This window comes from Neobacillus sp. Soil_C_43 (assembly GCF_057656715.1).
Map to the genome: position 1 here is coordinate 30,837 of NZ_JBDGJV010000013.1, position 16,658 is coordinate 47,494.

The 16,658-nt window shown below is 44.1% G+C and carries 15 protein-coding genes; 1 reads left to right on the plus strand and 14 read right to left on the minus strand.

The window, feature by feature from the left end:
- Positions 1–294: 294 nt before the first annotated feature.
- The 14 genes from AC3A54_RS16800 to AC3A54_RS16865 form a co-directional block, all read right to left on the minus strand.
- A complete protein-coding gene (locus AC3A54_RS16800) occupies positions 295–1,806 on the minus strand; it encodes a hypothetical protein (RefSeq protein WP_487655332.1) in 1,512 nt (503 codons plus the stop codon).
- Positions 1,807–1,818: 12 nt separating this feature from the next.
- Positions 1,819–3,507, minus strand: coding sequence for a serine/threonine protein kinase (locus AC3A54_RS16805; RefSeq protein WP_487655333.1), 1,689 nt, complete (start codon positions 3,505–3,507; stop codon positions 1,819–1,821).
- 15 nt (positions 3,508–3,522) lie between these two features.
- Positions 3,523–4,290, minus strand: coding sequence for a PP2C family protein-serine/threonine phosphatase (locus tag AC3A54_RS16810; RefSeq protein ID WP_335544290.1), 768 nt, complete (start codon positions 4,288–4,290; stop codon positions 3,523–3,525).
- Positions 4,291–4,347: 57 nt separating this feature from the next.
- Complete coding sequence (locus AC3A54_RS16815) at positions 4,348–5,427, minus strand: FHA domain-containing protein (protein ID WP_487655334.1); 1,080 nt, start codon at positions 5,425–5,427, stop codon at positions 4,348–4,350.
- 30 nt (positions 5,428–5,457) lie between these two features.
- The gene (locus AC3A54_RS16820; protein ID WP_335544292.1) at positions 5,458–5,763 is read right to left on the minus strand and encodes a WXG100 family type VII secretion target; all 306 of its coding nucleotides are present in this window, start codon (positions 5,761–5,763) and stop codon (positions 5,458–5,460) included.
- A gap of 28 nt (positions 5,764–5,791) precedes the next feature.
- Positions 5,792–6,097 carry a WXG100 family type VII secretion target gene (locus tag AC3A54_RS16825; protein ID WP_335544293.1) on the minus strand — a complete coding sequence of 102 codons (306 nt, stop codon included), beginning with the start codon at positions 6,095–6,097 and terminating at the stop codon, positions 5,792–5,794.
- Between the two features lie 21 nt (positions 6,098–6,118).
- Positions 6,119–6,370: a hypothetical protein gene (locus tag AC3A54_RS16830; RefSeq protein ID WP_487655335.1), complete on the minus strand. Its 252-nt coding sequence runs from the start codon at positions 6,368–6,370 to the stop codon at positions 6,119–6,121.
- A 15-nt stretch (positions 6,371–6,385) separates the two neighbouring features.
- Positions 6,386–7,705 carry a hypothetical protein gene (locus AC3A54_RS16835; protein ID WP_487655336.1) on the minus strand — a complete coding sequence of 440 codons (1,320 nt, stop codon included), beginning with the start codon at positions 7,703–7,705 and terminating at the stop codon, positions 6,386–6,388.
- 12 nt (positions 7,706–7,717) lie between these two features.
- Positions 7,718–8,437, minus strand: coding sequence for a hypothetical protein (locus AC3A54_RS16840; protein ID WP_335544296.1), 720 nt, complete (start codon positions 8,435–8,437; stop codon positions 7,718–7,720).
- Positions 8,438–8,601: 164 nt separating this feature from the next.
- A complete protein-coding gene (locus AC3A54_RS16845) occupies positions 8,602–8,907 on the minus strand; it encodes a WXG100 family type VII secretion target (protein WP_308082244.1) in 306 nt (101 codons plus the stop codon).
- A gap of 32 nt (positions 8,908–8,939) precedes the next feature.
- Positions 8,940–9,242, minus strand: coding sequence for a WXG100 family type VII secretion target (locus AC3A54_RS16850; protein ID WP_335528177.1), 303 nt, complete (start codon positions 9,240–9,242; stop codon positions 8,940–8,942).
- 113 nt (positions 9,243–9,355) lie between these two features.
- Entirely contained in the window at positions 9,356–9,607 is a 252-nt protein-coding gene (locus tag AC3A54_RS16855; RefSeq protein WP_487655337.1) for a ubiquitin family protein, read from the minus strand.
- Positions 9,600–14,195, minus strand: coding sequence for a type VII secretion protein EssC (essC, locus tag AC3A54_RS16860; protein WP_487655338.1), 4,596 nt, complete (start codon positions 14,193–14,195; stop codon positions 9,600–9,602). Before essC ends, AC3A54_RS16855 begins: the two co-directional genes overlap by 8 nt.
- A gap of 357 nt (positions 14,196–14,552) precedes the next feature.
- Positions 14,553–15,020 carry an N-acetyltransferase family protein gene (locus tag AC3A54_RS16865; protein ID WP_487655339.1) on the minus strand — a complete coding sequence of 156 codons (468 nt, stop codon included), beginning with the start codon at positions 15,018–15,020 and terminating at the stop codon, positions 14,553–14,555.
- A 645-nt stretch (positions 15,021–15,665) separates the two neighbouring features.
- On the opposite strand from AC3A54_RS16865, the gene AC3A54_RS16870 reads away from it, so the two are divergent.
- Positions 15,666–16,658 (plus strand): reverse transcriptase-like protein, encoded by a 993-nt coding sequence (locus AC3A54_RS16870; RefSeq protein ID WP_487655340.1) that lies wholly within the window; start codon positions 15,666–15,668, stop codon positions 16,656–16,658.

Genomic DNA, 16,658 nt, shown 5'->3' on the forward strand with positions numbered 1-16,658 from the left:
TTCTCGCTCATCTTTGTCAGAAGTTCAAGCTTCTTCTGACTATCTTGATAGTTTCTTGCTCATCTTTGTCAGAAGTTCAAGCTTCTTCTGACTATCTTGATGGTTTCTCGCTCATCTTTGTCAGAAGTTCAAGCTTCTTCTGACTATCTTGATAGTTTCTTGCTCATCTTTGTCAGAAGTTCGGACTTCTTCTGACTATCTTGATGGTTTCTTACCCATCTTCGTCAGAAGTTCAGACTTCTTCTGACTATCTTGATAGTTTCACACTCTTCTTTGTCCGAATCCGTAACCCACTCAAATCTTCTTGTTTGTATGAGTAACCTTAATGTCCTTCACTACCTTAAATGCAACCGTTGGAACATCCTTCTCGCTCTCATTTTCTAGTTCAGCAGTCGGATATAATACGGTGGTTTCTTGATCTTCCGCTAATAACTCAGTCCCATAATCCAGAACCTCGGTCTCAGTTGTTAACACATCCGTTCGGGGCATTTGATCCTCTCTTTTTTCCGATAGCACTTCCGTTCGAGGTCTCAGCACCTCTCTCTCATCCGTCGAGACAGGCATTGCTTCTTTTGAATCCTTTTCAGCGCTATTCGAGACAACCCCTGTATTTTTTGACAAAATTTCCGTCAGCGATAAAAGTACCTCTTTCGGCACCTCAACGGATGCGGATGGTTTTTCTTGATTTGTAGTCAGAATTTCAGTCAATGATAAAAGAACCTCGCGTTCTTTTGATTTGGCTTCCATCGTCGCTTCTTTTTCATTAGAAAGCACTTCGGTTAAGGATAAAAGCAACTCTTTTCCTGCATCAACGGTAGGAGGCTCACCTTCTTTATAGTTACCTAGGATTTCAGTCAGAGATAACGGGACCACTCGATCAGAGGATGATCGCTTTCCCGTTGCCGCTATCCGTCCCTCAGAAGAAATTGCCTTTTTCTCATCGTTCAGTATGTCCGTTAACGCATAAAGCACCTCTTTTTCAAGCGGCTGCCCCTCCCGATAAGCGTTCAGTACATCTGTTAGCGCATATCGGTCCTTTTTTGAAAAAGGTTTTTCCTTCCGATCTTCATCCAGCACATCCGTTAACGAAAACCTCTCCTCTTTTGAAACAGGCAGCCTCTTCCCCTCATCAGACAGTACATCCGTTAGCGAGTACCGCTCTTCTTTTTCAAGCAATCTCTCTTCAAAACCATCGCTTAGTACATCCGTTAACGAATACTGCTCTTCTTTTTCAAGCGACCTCTCTTCACTACCATCGCTCAGTACGTCCGTTAACGAATACCTCTCCTCTTTTTCAACAAACTGACCGCCCTCAGCGTTCAGCACATCAGTAAATGCGTACCGCTCTTCTTTCTCACTAGCCTGCCCTTTCCAAACGTCCCTATCTTCAACCAGCACCTCGGTCCCCTCAGAACCCTCTTCTGAAAAAGCCTCCGGATACAAGTAGCGCTCTTGCTGGTCCGGATCTAAAACCTCGGTAGGCAAGCTACCCAGTACAGTTGGTCCGGAGTGATCCTCCGTCTCTCCCTTTGCCTCGAGCACGGTGCGATTAACCGGCTCCAACTCGTCAGAAACCACAGGCTCCCTTATTATCTCCGGGTCTACATCAAAGACATTCGGCTGATGGCGCTTATTGCCACGATGCTCACGGATTTCTTGAATCTGCCTGGCTGCCGTCCGGCCCGTGAACTCGCCGATAATCGCCGGAACCTTCATCTTAAAAAACAACACGATGGCCGTGATCAGGAGCGCGCCTGCCAGGGAATATCCGACAATGGAAATGATTTGCCACGTGGTTGCATCCATTCGAATCCCCCCTTATTCCTTTCGATACGCATGATCAATCGCTTGTTCGGCTGTAGCAAAACGACTAATCACCTCATTTTTGATTATTTCCGTTTTTTCTGTGGTGACAGCTACCTGATTCGCGCTCTGCTTAACCGCTTCGGCTACCGATCGGATGTCGCTTTCCCTCACTCCATCAAGCTTAAACTTCCTTGCATACGTTTCAATGGAATACATCGTTAATTTGTAGAGCTCGAGCTTCACAATCTCACTTTCGTCGGGATTCTGGTCGATCATCTGAATCAGATGCTTCATGTCCTCCCAATAGGGCTTGTACTTCCCTTTATCGGATGCCTCTTCAATGTTGAGCGTGATGTCCCGATTGAACCGGCCGATATCCCGGTAAATGGTAGCCATCTCGTAATAGTCGCGATTCTTTGAGCCATACCGAACTGCATCCTCAAACCACTGAATTGAGCTTTTCATTCTCGTCACTTGATTGTCATTCGTCTCAGTTTTTCCATAATTGTAGTAGTACCAATAGGTTTTGCCGATATCAAACGCCAAATCACCGTACTTAGGATTACTACGAATCTCACTGAGATGCGCGTTCACCTTTTTCTTCAGCTGCTCTTCTTCCCCTACCGTAAAAGCGGCATCCCCTTTAAAAGCGTCGAGTAAACCGACATAGGCTGGCTTCTCCGTTGGCTTAATCTCAATCGCCTTCAAATAATAGTCCACCTTCAGATCATCGGTGGCCGCTTTTTCTGCCATTTGGATGTTATTATCGTAGTCCGCATTATTGGTCTTCGTTTGCATTACTTGACCCAATACGCCCAAACCCAAACACAACACCGCGGCCCCAGCCACCAGGCCAAAATTGCGCAGCTTCCGTTTTTGCTTCGCCCGGTACAAGTCATCTACCTGCTCATAATGATTGAGCGCATATAACAGCTCGGCACAGGACTGATACCGGTCATCCGGATTAAGCTGGGTACATTTTTGAATAATTTTTTCCAAACCGCCCGATAAGTGCGGATTCCATTCGCGGATTGGATATAATTCGTAAGGGGGCTCACAAGGGTTCTGCCCCGTTACCAAATGATAAAGGGTCACACCCAAACAATAGACATCCGTTCTGGCATCGGTTTGTCCTTTGCCTCCGAACTGTTCCGGGGCGGCATACCCTTTCGTTCCAAGGCTGACCGTATCCGCTAGATTTTGTTCCTTAAACTCCCGCGCGATTCCGAAATCAATGAGCTTCAAATGCCCGTCCGGCTTCAGCATGACATTGGCCGGCTTCATATCGCGATAAATGATGGCAGGATCACAAGTATGTAAATAATCGAGCACCTCGCAAAGCTGCTTCGCCCAATCGATGACCAGTTCCTGAGGCTGCGCGCCATACTCATCTAAAATCTTGCTCAACGGCTCCCCTTCGATATAGTCCATGATGACAAAAATCACCTGGCCGTTATCGATGATGTCGACAATCCGCGGCAATGCCGGATGGTCCAGCCTCTTAATCATGTTGGCTTCAGCAATCGCACTCTGGATGATGACTTCGTTGTTCTTGTCTCTTCCTCTTTTTTCAATTTCTTTTACTGCCCACTGTTTATTGAGCCGTTTGTCCATGGCGAGGTATACCTTTGACATACCACCTTGTCCAATCAGCTTGAGTATTTCGTATTTACCGTCTATTACAGACCCAATAGCTGCCAAAGTTTTTCCCCATCCTTACTGAATTTTCACAAGCAAAACAGTGATATTATCTGTTTCATTCCGCTGTTTATTGAGCTCCACCAATTCTCTTGCCTTTTGTGTCATGACCCTTTCGTCCACGAGAACACGTGGCGATAAAGCACGATAGATTTCACCTTCAGTAATCACATGGCGAAATCCATCCGAACAAAGCATATAAACTTCCCCCCGAGTTGGCTTGCCATGGATGAATTCAGGTTCCACCAGTTTGGATGCCCCGATGCACTGCAGGAGGACATTTCTGCGCGGATCTCTCTTCGCTTGTTCCGGCGTGATTCGGCCTCGTTTCAGCTCTCTCCCTACGACCGTCTGATCGTCCGTCAGCACCTCGACATCCTGGTCGATTCGATAGACTCTCGAGTCGCCGACATGACCAATCAGCAGGTGGAAGGAATCAATGAGCAGTAAAGCGGTCAACGTGGTTCCCAGCTGAATCTTGATTTCACGTCCGTATTCGGCAATCCGCTGATTCTGCTCTTGAATAATTCGGCCCCATCGATACTGAATCTCGTTCCAATCCTGCAAGGCAAGCTGAACAGGCAACTCTTTGTCGAACCAATCGGAAAAAGCATGGATGACACTCGCGCTGGCGACTTCTCCCTGGGAAAGCCCGCCCATCCCATCACAGATGACGGCCAAGACGACCTTTCCCAGAGAGGTTTCTGCCATCTTTAGCAGGTAGCTGTCTTGATTGGTTTCTTTTTTCAATCCAATATCGGTGCATGCTGCAGTTAATACTTCCATCTCCAAACTCCTTGTTGGTTAGCTTTTTGTGCCATCTAGGTCAATCTGAACAGAAGCTCAAATATAAAAAATAAAGTCCTCGTTGGCAAGTCGTAATTTAGTTCTTGAGAAGATCTCCATCTCTTTTTCCACTGGAATCACTCGCCCATCGACGAAAGTCTTATTAGTAGAGCCGTTGTCGACAATATAATAGCGGCCATTCCTCGTGAGGATGTCTGCATGATTGCGGCTCACCGCGTTATTATCGGAAACCACATAGTCACATTGCTGACGTTCTTTTCCAATTCGAAAAGAGGTCCGGTTAATCGTGATTTTTTCCTGCGTTTTTTCTCTTACCACATACGGATAGCACGGTTCCTCGAACAGGTCCGCACCCAGCACCGTGGTCCCGCCGTCCACATCCAACAAGCCTAACACAGACGTCTCACTCACTTGTGGGAGCTCCTCCTTCTGGGTTCCCTCATGGCTCGCGAACGGATTATAGGCCACATTCCCACCGGTATTCCCTTTTTTCTCCTCCACTTTAGCGTCCTGCGGCTCCGGTCCCGTAGAACCAGACGGAATATGAGACTTGTTCTCTACAATTTTCCCCATCAGGCCAAAGATAAATTTTTCAAATTGATTAATAGAAAAAGGAACCTGGCTCTTGAAAAATTCAATATAGCTGGCTACATACCTAGCGTCTTCATGTTTGGAAAAAACAACGCAGAACGGCAGCTCCCGGAAAAATTCAGCTAGGACGACAGTCTGTTGATTATTCACAATTGGCCAGAACAGGCATTTCACCTTTTTCGTCCGCGGGTCTAGAAAAATATAGTCCCAGTCGAGCATCAAATTGTTCACATTCATCAAATTCTTTTCGCATGCCTTCACAATCGCCGCCAATTGAATCAGCGTATCCAGAAACATCTTCTTACTGACCACACTGCTAAAATAGGACTTCAAGGAGATCATATCCTCGACCGTACTTTGAATGAGAACACCCTTCTTGGTTTTCTCCGTCGTTACAGGAATGAGTCCATCGACTACGCCTCCAGCAATGGCGCGTAATTCCCGTTCATTGATGGCTTCAGGATACGCTAGCCGATTGACCACGGTATAATCATTTTTATTTTGTTCAACTGTTGTTCTTCCCATAAAAAATCACCCGAATATCAAAATCTACTCTTAAAGGCCGTTCGCGCGATTGACCGCTTTCGATTGCGCGTCCTTATATTGGCCCGCCGCATATCGTAAAAAGTCCGCATAATTTGTTAACGCCTTTGTCATGTTTCGTGAGGTTGAATCCGCCTCCGTCAACTGATTCCACTGATTTTGAAATTGCGAGCTGTCAGTACCCTGCCAAGTGGCAGAAAGGGTTTTTACCTCTTGCCCTGCCGCGTCCATGTTTTTATTATGGCTGGTTACATAGGTGTCAATGGCATCGGCAGCCGCTTCAAATTCTCGGTGGTTTACCTTTATAAAGTTACTCAATTCCGTCCCCCCTTAGGCTATGAAACTATCATTTAAACCGATCCGCTAACGAGACATTCGTATTCTCTGTTTGGGTATAGCCCGGATCCACCTGCTGGTGTAAAAAGGTCACATAGTTATTCATCACTTCATAGCGCGGTTCGTCATAGGCATGCTTCAAGTCATGAAATGCACTCAGTGCCTGACTAGAGGCCGTGCCGTCCCATACGTTATTTAATGCTCTCATCGCTGCTTCCACTGCAGAAAAATCCTCTCTGATTTTCCGGTTATACTGCGCGATTTGTTTTGCGGCAGCAGACACACGCTCTGTATCAACTTTAATCCTATCAGCCATCGTTACCCCTTCTTTCTGTCCTTATTTGGAAGTGGCAGCTCCACCATGACTTTTGGCGAACTCTTCGGTAACCTTGGAGGTATCGATATTGTTGAGTTTCCCCTTTATAAATCTGTATTGCTCTGCAATTCGGTTCACTTTTGAAGCGCATTTTTCATTACCGATTCCTTCAAAATCACTTTGGATACTCGCTGCAATACTCTCTAACTCGTTGATAATATTTTGAAGCTCTTGTTTGATTAAATAGAGCTCCTGCTGTCCACTTTCATTCATGCCCCCAGCCCCCCATTACAACTGTTGGATAATCTTCCGTTCCACCGTTTCAAAATCGTCGGCCGTTTCGTTTAGATAATAGATACACTTCTTGATATTCCAACTTTCTTCCGTAAATAAATCCGCCTGCAGCAGATTCCATAAATCTGAGAAGCCCGCTTTTAAATAGAGAGAATCCATCCTGCGGTCAATTTGGCTAATTCTTCTGTTTATGCTCTCTAATTGATCGGCATAGTTTCGTAGTTTATAGGTATCTACTTTTATCAAAGGATTGGCCGTTGCATATCGGTATCCTGCATTGAAGGCCAGTTTGAACAAGAGAGAAACGCCTTTGACAAGACTGCCGACGAACTGGATTAAGGCCGTTCTGGCTGCATTGGAAATCACTCGGAATCTATCAATTTCCTCTTTGAGGTAGTTCACAAACTTGTGGACCATGTCTGGCAGGTCATTGATCATGAAATTGCCGACGCGAACCACCGTATTAATGGCGAAGGAATACACCCTTAGATGGCTTTGAATATCACCCATAACGGCGGTCGCAATGGTGGAGGCTAGACCTTGCCAGGCATAGCCTGAAAAAGGATCCTTCTCAATTACGGCATAGCCCCGATTATCTAGTTTCATAGAATCAATCGAATGTGGACCAAAAAAGCCTGGCTGTGTGCCATTGTTTTCAACATATCGAACGGGATAAGGAGTTCGCCCTAACCAGGATACAAGGTCTCCGTTTACGACTACCGCATCAAACTTTTTCGACTGAAGGGCCGCTAATTGATCGGGACCGAGCTTATAGGGATTGATTGGCTGTGGGTTAATGATGTGAACCCCAAGAACATTGGTATAATTCGTTGCATACACCTCGGCCGCTAGTTCGCCGCCTTTCGAGTGACCAAATAGATAGTTTTTTCCGCTCTTCTCTTCATTTTTTTCAAAAAAAGCAATCGCCTCTAATGACTGTGGAGAGACCCCAATGGATGCAGTTAATGTATTATCCGCCATATCCTTTGGGTCGTGGAGCAGGTCATCCATGCCTTCCGTTCCCCTGAAGGACATGCCGACTTCCCCGGTCTTCGGGTCTTCGAACGCAATCGCGCAAAATCCAGAGTGGGCGTTCTTATTCACATAATCCTTGATGACCAGATGTTGTAGTCCGGCCGCTTTCAGTTCTACTGCCAAGTCGGTATCTACCTGGGCCACCAGTTTATATAAGGATTGTCCAGGCTTCCATTCATCAATGACGTTGGCATAGGCAAGTTTATTTAACACGGCATTTTGCTGATCCCTCAGCTCACTAAGTGGAACTTGTTCGGTTCCATCTTTTTGATTAGGCATCCATCCACCCCCCTACTTCAGTTGATTCTTAAATTCGTCAAAGGATAATCCGTTTTCGTTTACCTTCAATACGTGTTTCACCGATTTATCGTACTCTTCCCACTTTTGATTTCCATAAAGGAAGAAATTATTGACGTACGATTCTGCTTTGTCTTTGTCAGGCGAGAAGGCAACGATAAGGGCGGTGTCTGGATAGCCTAAGGATTGAAGTTGCTGATAAACATCGTATAATGCCTTGAGCGTTTTTTCATCGGCGTCGCTAGAAACGGACACGATACTAAACACCATAATGACATCGTCTTTTGCTAAGCTAGATACCCCATTTTTTACATCTTCGGGTTCAACTTCGGGAGTAAGAGTGATATAGGTTTTTGCTAGATGCAGGTTTTCAATGGACCCATAATTGATTTTGTCCTTAATGGATTTAGAAGCAAGGGCATTGCGATAATCATCAAAAAACTGACCTGGCTTAGACAATCTTTCACGAACATTGACTAGAATGCCGTCTTCTGATTTCGCCACTAAAATGTTCAGGTTCATGCTGTCATTGAAACCCCGCTTGGCCGGGATATAGTTGATCGCCGAAAAGTTCTGGTCGTACTTCTTATCCAAGTAAGAAAGCATCGCTGATTCACTCGTCTTCTTTTCCTCTTTCGTTGGTTGTTGGCTCATACATCCACTCACTCCTGCCACTAAAAGTACTAAAAAAATACTAACTATGAATTTTTTCATCAGCTACTTCTCCAATGTTTTTTTAATCTATATTTATATTATCCAAACGGTATTGTTTTCAAAGTTTAGGTGTGAGGGACAGTCCCCCAGGGTGGTAACGCATTACCATGACGGGGGACTGTCCCTCAGGTTAGTAACGCGTTACCATAGCAGGGGACTGTCCCCTATTTGAACGCGTCAGCTAAGTTGGTGTTGACGCTTTCTGTTTCGAAGTATCCTTGGTCGACGTTGATTCGTAGGAATTTCACGTAGTTATCAAGGATATCGTAGTAATTCTGGAAGAACTTCGCCGCGAACTCTTCATAGGAAGCAATCGTTGCTTGGGCTGCTTCACCATCCCAAGTGTTCGAAAGATTTTTAATCGTATTCTGACTAGTTTTCAATTCTTCTGCTAGTTGTCTATTTAAACGCTCAATTGTTGATGCAATGTCGGCCACTTGAGCCGTATTGACTTTAATATGTCCAGCCATTCCCTTCACTCCTTTGCGTGTATGTTAATTTATTAGTTTGTTAACTTTCTTACTTGAACCATATTATTTTCTTGTGTAGCCACATAATTGGCTCTTTGGGCTTCTAGCGCCTGACCAGCCGTTGCTAGTTTATCCGCCATATTCTTTAAATCTTCGTTGAAGCCATTGATTTGATCAACGAAGGCAAGATTATCCTCACCCTCCCAGGCTTCACCCATGGTTCCTGCAGCCTGCATTAACTGAGTGTAAATCCCTGTGTACGTTTCAGATAGCTCTGTTAGTTTCTTCGAAGCTGTTTCAAGTTCTTGTGGAGTGACTTTGATTCGTTTCCCCATTTTCTATACCCCTTTCTTCTTTTGAAAAATTTAGCTTTGGTAATGTGACTTGTTGATTTCCGCTCCAGTCGCTTCGCTTCAATCAACAAGTACTTTTACCTTGCTTAAAAAATTTATATCAGCATGAGCTTGGAACCGTTTTGAATGCCCAGTTCCGATACAGCCATGTTAATATTGAAAATAATTCCCGATGACGCGTCACACAAGACAGGATTGCCCATCGCTTTGTATTTGCCATCGGACAGGTCGCTTAAGAGCGTAGACACTAAGACCAAGACCTCACTCATTTTGCTTTCGAGCGGAAGGTATACATCAAAACTCTTATTGGCAGCAGGAAGAAAAATTTCAACAAGGACTTTATTCATTGGTGTCCTCCTCCTTTTCAGAGTTGACTAGTTTGACTTTGACACTCTTTCCTTTTTGTAAGGAGAAACCAAAGTCAGCGGTCATTTCCTCACGCAATTCAGACGTCGTCTTCGACGGCTTCAGCTGATATTGCTCGGTAATCCCGCTGCCAACCCAAATGCCATCCCCCTGATTCATATGGTGTTTATACCACTTATCATAGGAGACCCCTGACAGATTCTTCGCCTGCTCGGCAAAAATAATCGTGAGGTTATACTTCGCTTCACCCTTTTCCAGAATCAAAGCTAGCTTTTCAGCACTTTGACCAGATAGACCATTTTTCAAGGCTGCGATGCTATTGATGACAATAATTTTTTGGTCAAAGGACGGAATCTCCCTTCCCTGCTCTAACGCCTCTTTAAAGGTGTTATTTCGGTAGACTACTAGCTCAAACAGTTCATCCATCACCTGCTCAAACTCTTTAACCGTAGAATAGTAGGTAACGGCCTTGTTATTTTTATCAGCAAAGCTCTGCTGCGCATCAAGCATCGTTACATCCAATCCACATTTCTCTGCCATAAACACCGATACGTCATGCGTTAAGGACTGATGCTCGGTACCAGCAGATAGAATCATCGAGACATAGAACTGTCCGAATGGATAGTAGTGAACATTCAAGGAGTTCTTTTCAACCCCAATCGGGATGGTGAGACTCTTCTGTGGCCCCACGTAGTCTGCCAAGAATTCAAAATCCACATACTCTGGTAAAATAGGAATCTTTTTCGCAGCATGACCTTTCCAAACGACCTGCAGCTTTTGACATACCTGTTGAATAAACGTAAATAGAACCGGTGCATCGGTGACGCTTGCGATTTGGAATTCGTACACTGCGTCTTTTTTCACCAAGCCTCTGCCTTTGAACTTCGATGGGAACAACCCATCCGTTTTGCCCACGACTGTGGAATAGTCGGATTCATCATTTAACTGCAACGTAATCAATTGTTTGAAGTTTTGCAGCAACCTGAACCGGACCGCATTGGTGCCAAGCGCCGTTAAGACGAAATAGATGCCATACTTGGTCCCTTCGCGTGAAAGGAAGCTGACCGCTGTTTCTTTTTCCTCGTATATTTCTGTAAAAGCAGCAAAGTTATTAATCGCCACCACGATGGATGGCAGCTTCTCGCCAGTTGCCTTCACATAGGACGCATGATCGCCGCCATAATCAGCGAATAGCTTCTTCCGTTTTTCCACTTCGCTTTGCAGAAGCTTAAATAGGTTGCTAACTTTCTCACTTTCATAAGAGAGAATCACATCGCCCACATGCGGTGCTTTGGCAAAAGCCCGTAACGTTTCTGACGCAAAATCTAGTAAATAGATGTTGACTTCATCTGGCGTATGTTCTTGGATGAGCGAATACACCATCGTCGTGATGAAGGTGGTTTTTCCACTACCGGCCACCCCGTAGACAATCGTATTCCCTTCTTCCGAAAGCGGCAGACGCAGCAAGCATTGCTGCTGTCTAACCGGGTCATCATACTCACCAATGACGGGATTCAGCACGAATGACTGGTTGTTTCTAGCGTTGTATTTTCGCTTCACATCGTCTAGTAAAATCATAGAAGGAATCGGATCCAGCCACAGTGGGCGAATACGAATCCGTTCTTCCTCCGCAATCGTGTGCAGGTAGTCGGTAATGACATCGAGCTGCTTTTTCGGATTAGCAAACAGGCTTCTCTTTTTATCGATTTTTGCCTGTTTAATCGGGCGGCCATTTCGGTCAATGACCACGACACTGTTGTCCTTTTCGACCACCACTTTATCGGATGGATAATAAGGAGCACCTGCCCAGGCCGACTGACCCATCTCAAACAATTCGTTATAGCCCACTTGAAGATAGAATCGTCCGGTATCTGTCAGTTCCGCCGCATCCGGCCGCTTCAGCATATCCATACTGTCTGCCCGTTCTTGAACCTTTAAGCTGACCCTAAATTTACTGTTACTCCAAATTTGGTCGTCGACGACACCGCTTGGCTTTTGCGTTGCGAGGATCAAATGCACGCCCAAGCTTCGTCCAATCCGGGCGGCACTGACTAGCTGCGCCATAAACTCCGGCTGCTGTGTTTTTAATTCAGCAAACTCATCCGAGATGATGAATAAATGCTGTAGTGGTTCGGTCACGACGCCTTCACGAACCAGCTTTTGATAGCTGTAAATATCGATATTGCTCTCGCCAATCAGCTTACTTGCCTCTGCAAAAAGGGCCTGCCTACGCTTCAATTCGCTTTCAATCGAAACCAGCGAGCGTTTGATCATGGCACCGTCTAAGTTGGTGATGATGCCAGCCGTGTGTGGCAATTTTTCAAAGGATTTCGCCATGCCGCCGCCTTTATAATCGATTAAGATAAACGCCACTTCATTCGGATGATAGTTCACGGCCAGGGATAAGATGTAGGTCATGATAAACTCACTCTTACCGGAACCCGTCATCCCCGCAACCAATCCATGCGGTCCATGGAATTTCTCATGTAAATCAAGCTTGAATAGTTCCCCTAAAGTGTCCACACCGACAGGCGCTTCCAGTGACTTCGTGGGATCATTGTCCTGCCATCTGGTCAACGCATTGAGATGCTCCACTTTCCCTACCCCAAATAGCTCTAAAAAGGTAACCATTTGCGGGAGGTGGAACGAATGGCCGAGTGTATCCAGCGGAATGTTCGCGAGCTTCACACTCAGCTCATTTGGGTCTGATGTAACGTAAATGTCAGGAACAAAGGACGTCGATTGGCCCGTGAGATCATCTTTATCGAAGAGCTTCCCGCTGTGTTCTTCCACCTCCACCACCATCGTGCATTCTTTCGGGAGATTTTTCAGTTCATCATAAAAGGTAACAACACTGATATGGAGATTTTTTTTCTTGGCATAGACCTGCTTCAGCATCTCAGCCCGGATAGCCAGATTCTTACTCATCGCAAACACAATGTAATAAGGCGTCACATCGTCTAGCTCACTCTCATTGATTTGCGAGCGGAGGTCGATTTCTTTTTCAAGGAACGCGGAAACTTCCTTCACCTCATTGTGATTCGTGGCAATGAAACGGAACTTATTATCCTGGCTCCACACATGCGGTAGCCATTTGGTAAAACCAAACTCGGCTTCTTCCTCCTGCTCATAAATGAAGACCATCTTTACTTCGTCATAGCTATACAGTGCCGCCAATTGGAAAATCAACCCTTTGGCGAATTCCGTCGCTTGTTTGCGGTAGCCAATGATTCCAGTGATATATTCTTCAAATAACGATAGGGTGATGGGGATGTTTTTCAAAACCTTTGGCGATTCGCACAAGGTGTATAGCTCTTCCTGCAGGTTGTCGTCATCGATCGAGAATTTTTTCTCAGAGTAGTTGATGTCCGCGGATAACAGACCGTCTCCGATTCCTACTCTTAGCTTCAAGAAATCATTTTGTCCGGGTCCTCGTTCCCAAAGGTTGCGGTCAACCTGTTCAATCCGCTGGACCACATCTGTAATGGGAACATAATTTTCCCGTAAGATTTCCTCTTGCTTATGGGACTCTTCATTAAATAGGACGGCAAATTTATCTAGATACTCTTTGTATTTTTGCTGGCGGATTTTCTCTTTTTTCCTTCTTCGTCTCATATCATACTTTTTTGATAAAACAGGCCAGAGGATGGTTCCGAGCAGCATGCTTCCTGACATAATAATGGAAGGCATGGCCCGTGAGATATCGCCTGTTGCCATGGCGTTATTGATGGCGAAAATAGCTGTCGCCATGGAGGCCATCCCCATGGTCATCGATGGACCAATCACCAGCATCATCGGCATTTCTTCCCCAATAGCATTAGGCGGCGGTGAATCTATTTTAAAAACTGCCTTTTCGATGTCTCTTTTAAAGCGAGGGGATCGGTAAAAATAATCGACGGCTGGTGCCTCGAATTCATCCTCTTCTTCGTCGGGAGTTTCTACGACTTGAGGGATAAATGGCTTGAGTGCATGTTTCCGGAAGGATACCATCCCATCCGGATTATTGAAGGCCAAGAAGCAGCTGCCAATGATGATTTTCAATCCCATTATGTATATGATGTCACCCATCTTTAATTCGCTGTTTTTCACTCGGACGCCATTGACAAAGGTCCCGTTCGTGCTATCCATGTCAACGATGCGCCATTGGCCATTAAAAATAGTTAGTTTGGCATGGGAGGCGGATACAAATTGGTTCGATAGGACGATATGGTTTTTCTCGTTTCTTCCTATGTGAATGTCCATATCCTGGTCGACTATAAATTTGGTGAAGGTTTGGCGGTCTTCTGTGTTGGGCTCTGCGAAAACAAGTATTTTGTGTCCTTGGCCTTCGATGGCCAAATGGTAAATGCTTAATGGCTGTAAAACGGTATTTCGAATCGAGGTGCCTGAAGAATCAACAATCTTGGCATCTTTGTTGGACTTTAGAATCCACTCACCATTTGAGCCTTCGATCCCGACCAGTTTTTTGGAGTTGTTGGGATGGGTGTCATAGATCCAATACTGCCCCTGGATTTTTTCAGGTAAGGTGATGGAGTTGATGTTTTCTTTGTTTATTAACGTGACAATCATGTTTATTTCCCCTTGTGAACCATTCTCTAAAGGAAGTAAATCCTTCTCTATTACTCTTGGAATTTTTTTATTTTTTTAAAAAAACCGAGGTTAACGGAAAAAATTTTCGGTTTGTTTCGGATACAAGTGGTTGATTATGTAGAATTACGGGACTTTTTTCCTCGTTCGAAAGTTACATAATTTAGGTGATTTTGATGATTTATGGGACAATCATACTATATACAGCACAATTAGTTCTTTATAATGTTACGTTAAACTAGAGTTTATTTTACAACATCTTACAAAACCTGTCGACATAAAAAAAAGAGGGGGACAGTCCCCCGTTGCGCTAAAGCGCTGGGGGACTGTCCCCGAAAATTATAATTCTTTCACCATTTTCACAATCTCGTTTTCAAAGTTGAATTTTTTATAGAGATTGATCGCTCTTTCGTTCTGCCCAAAGACATTCAAGGTTAGTTGCTTGTATCCTTTACTTCTTGTCCACGCTTCGGCTTTCTCCATCAGCTTCCTTGCAATTCCTTTCCCCTCGCCCTCTTTCGCAACGGCAATGGAGGAAATATAACCTTGTTCTTCTCCGGAAAAGTAATCTACATTTTTTGTCATATGAAGGAAACCTAATAAGTTTTTCCCCTCATCTTCTACTACAAAAATATCAGAATCAGGATCGTTGCTATGGACCGCTTCTTGGGCCATCTTTAATTGAGCGTCTTTCATTACTTGAGGATCTCGCCACTCCATAAAATCAAACTCGGTAAATCGAGTCGATAATCCAATGATAAACTCTTTATCGGTCTCTTCCATTTTTCTAATATGTAAGCAATCCATGTATAATCTCCCCCATCAGATATTTTTACCTTTATTTTACTATTAGTAGGTAAGAGTGACTATTAAATTTTTAGGCTGTGTTAAAGAACAGTGTTGATTTATACACCCTGTTGATTGGAGCGGAAGGCGCGAAGACTCCTGTGGGAGTACGGTTCAGGAGAGACCCCGCAGGCGCAAGCGCCGAGGAGGCTCGCCGAAACGCCCACGGAAAGCGAAGCGACTGGAGCGGAAATCAACAGGCAAGTTTAACAGAGCCAATTTTTAAGTAAATGTAGGTACTGGTGACAAACATCGACCGATTTACTTATATGCTATACTATTCAAACGTTTGAGTAGAACGGGCTTGAACCGCTTTCTTATGCGGTTGCTTCCTAGTTTCTCATAAAAAGTTTGGTGAAAAACTATTTACAAAAGACCTCCTTGTTCAGCAATAAATGAGAAATTTCCCGGGTCATGACATCATTCTCTGAAAATCCCCTTATTCTGCTACTAATCAAACGATTAGTTAAATACGCCTTTATCCCTGATAAATGTAGGTTTTCACCTCGATATCCATAAAAAAATTGTAAAAGTTTAGGATTTATTTATTTTACTAAGGTAATATAATGAATATAAACAGACCCTAATGGAATAGTAGATTAGAGAATGCAGGTGAGGATAATCGCGACATCAGCACAACAAAAATCCCCGGTAGCTTTACTTTTAAAGGGAGAACTTATTCAAAAATTAAAAGTAACGAAGACTCAAATGAGTGCCTATATAGATGATGGCATGCCTCACTATTTGATTGGCAATGAATATCGATTTTTAGAAAGTGAAATAAGGACCTGGCTGAAGACCTACAAACCCTCACAAGAGCGGCTTGAGAGTGAGTTTCGAGATAAAAAGGGGCGTACACTAGAAAAATATGTCACGGAAGAAATCATAGTGGAAACACTAAGAATCACTAAAGAGAAATTGGTGGGCCTGTGTAAAAAGGAAATGCCCTTTGAGAAAGTCGGAGAAAAGAAGTTCTTTCACGTTCAGGATATTCTGGATTATTATCGGCAGGGTACAGTAACAAGAGAGGTAGAGAAGCAGGTCCAAAGTTCCAAGAAAGCTACGAAGGAGAAGAAAACGCAGAGTCCTAAGGCAACTTCAACTGAAAACTCCATAAAATCATTCTTAATGCCTCTTTGTCAGAAGATTCCTCAGGATGTACCATTTTTTATCGTTGATGGCTCCTACAGTTCCAAAAAGCACCAAGCAGGGACTGGGTTGGTACTGGTTGAAAATTGGGAAACAGTTACCGGTATATCATCTGTTTGGAATATAAAAACAGCCAAATCAAATGTAAGTGAATTCCTGGCCGTATTGGTCGCATTAAGAATGATAAAAAAGAAAAACATTAACCAAGCCGTAATTGTGACCGACCATGAACATTTGACAAAAGGAAAATCAATAGATAGTAATAAGTACGAAGTCGATACCAGACCTTACATAAAAGAACTAAATGAGCTACGAAAAGAATTACAAAGTAAAGTGGCTATCAAATTTGTTAACGAATTAAAGGAACGAAATAAGAATGCATTACATAAAAAGGCCCATAAATTAAGCCAACAATATAAAATAAGCACCTATAAAAAGTTGGAAATATAA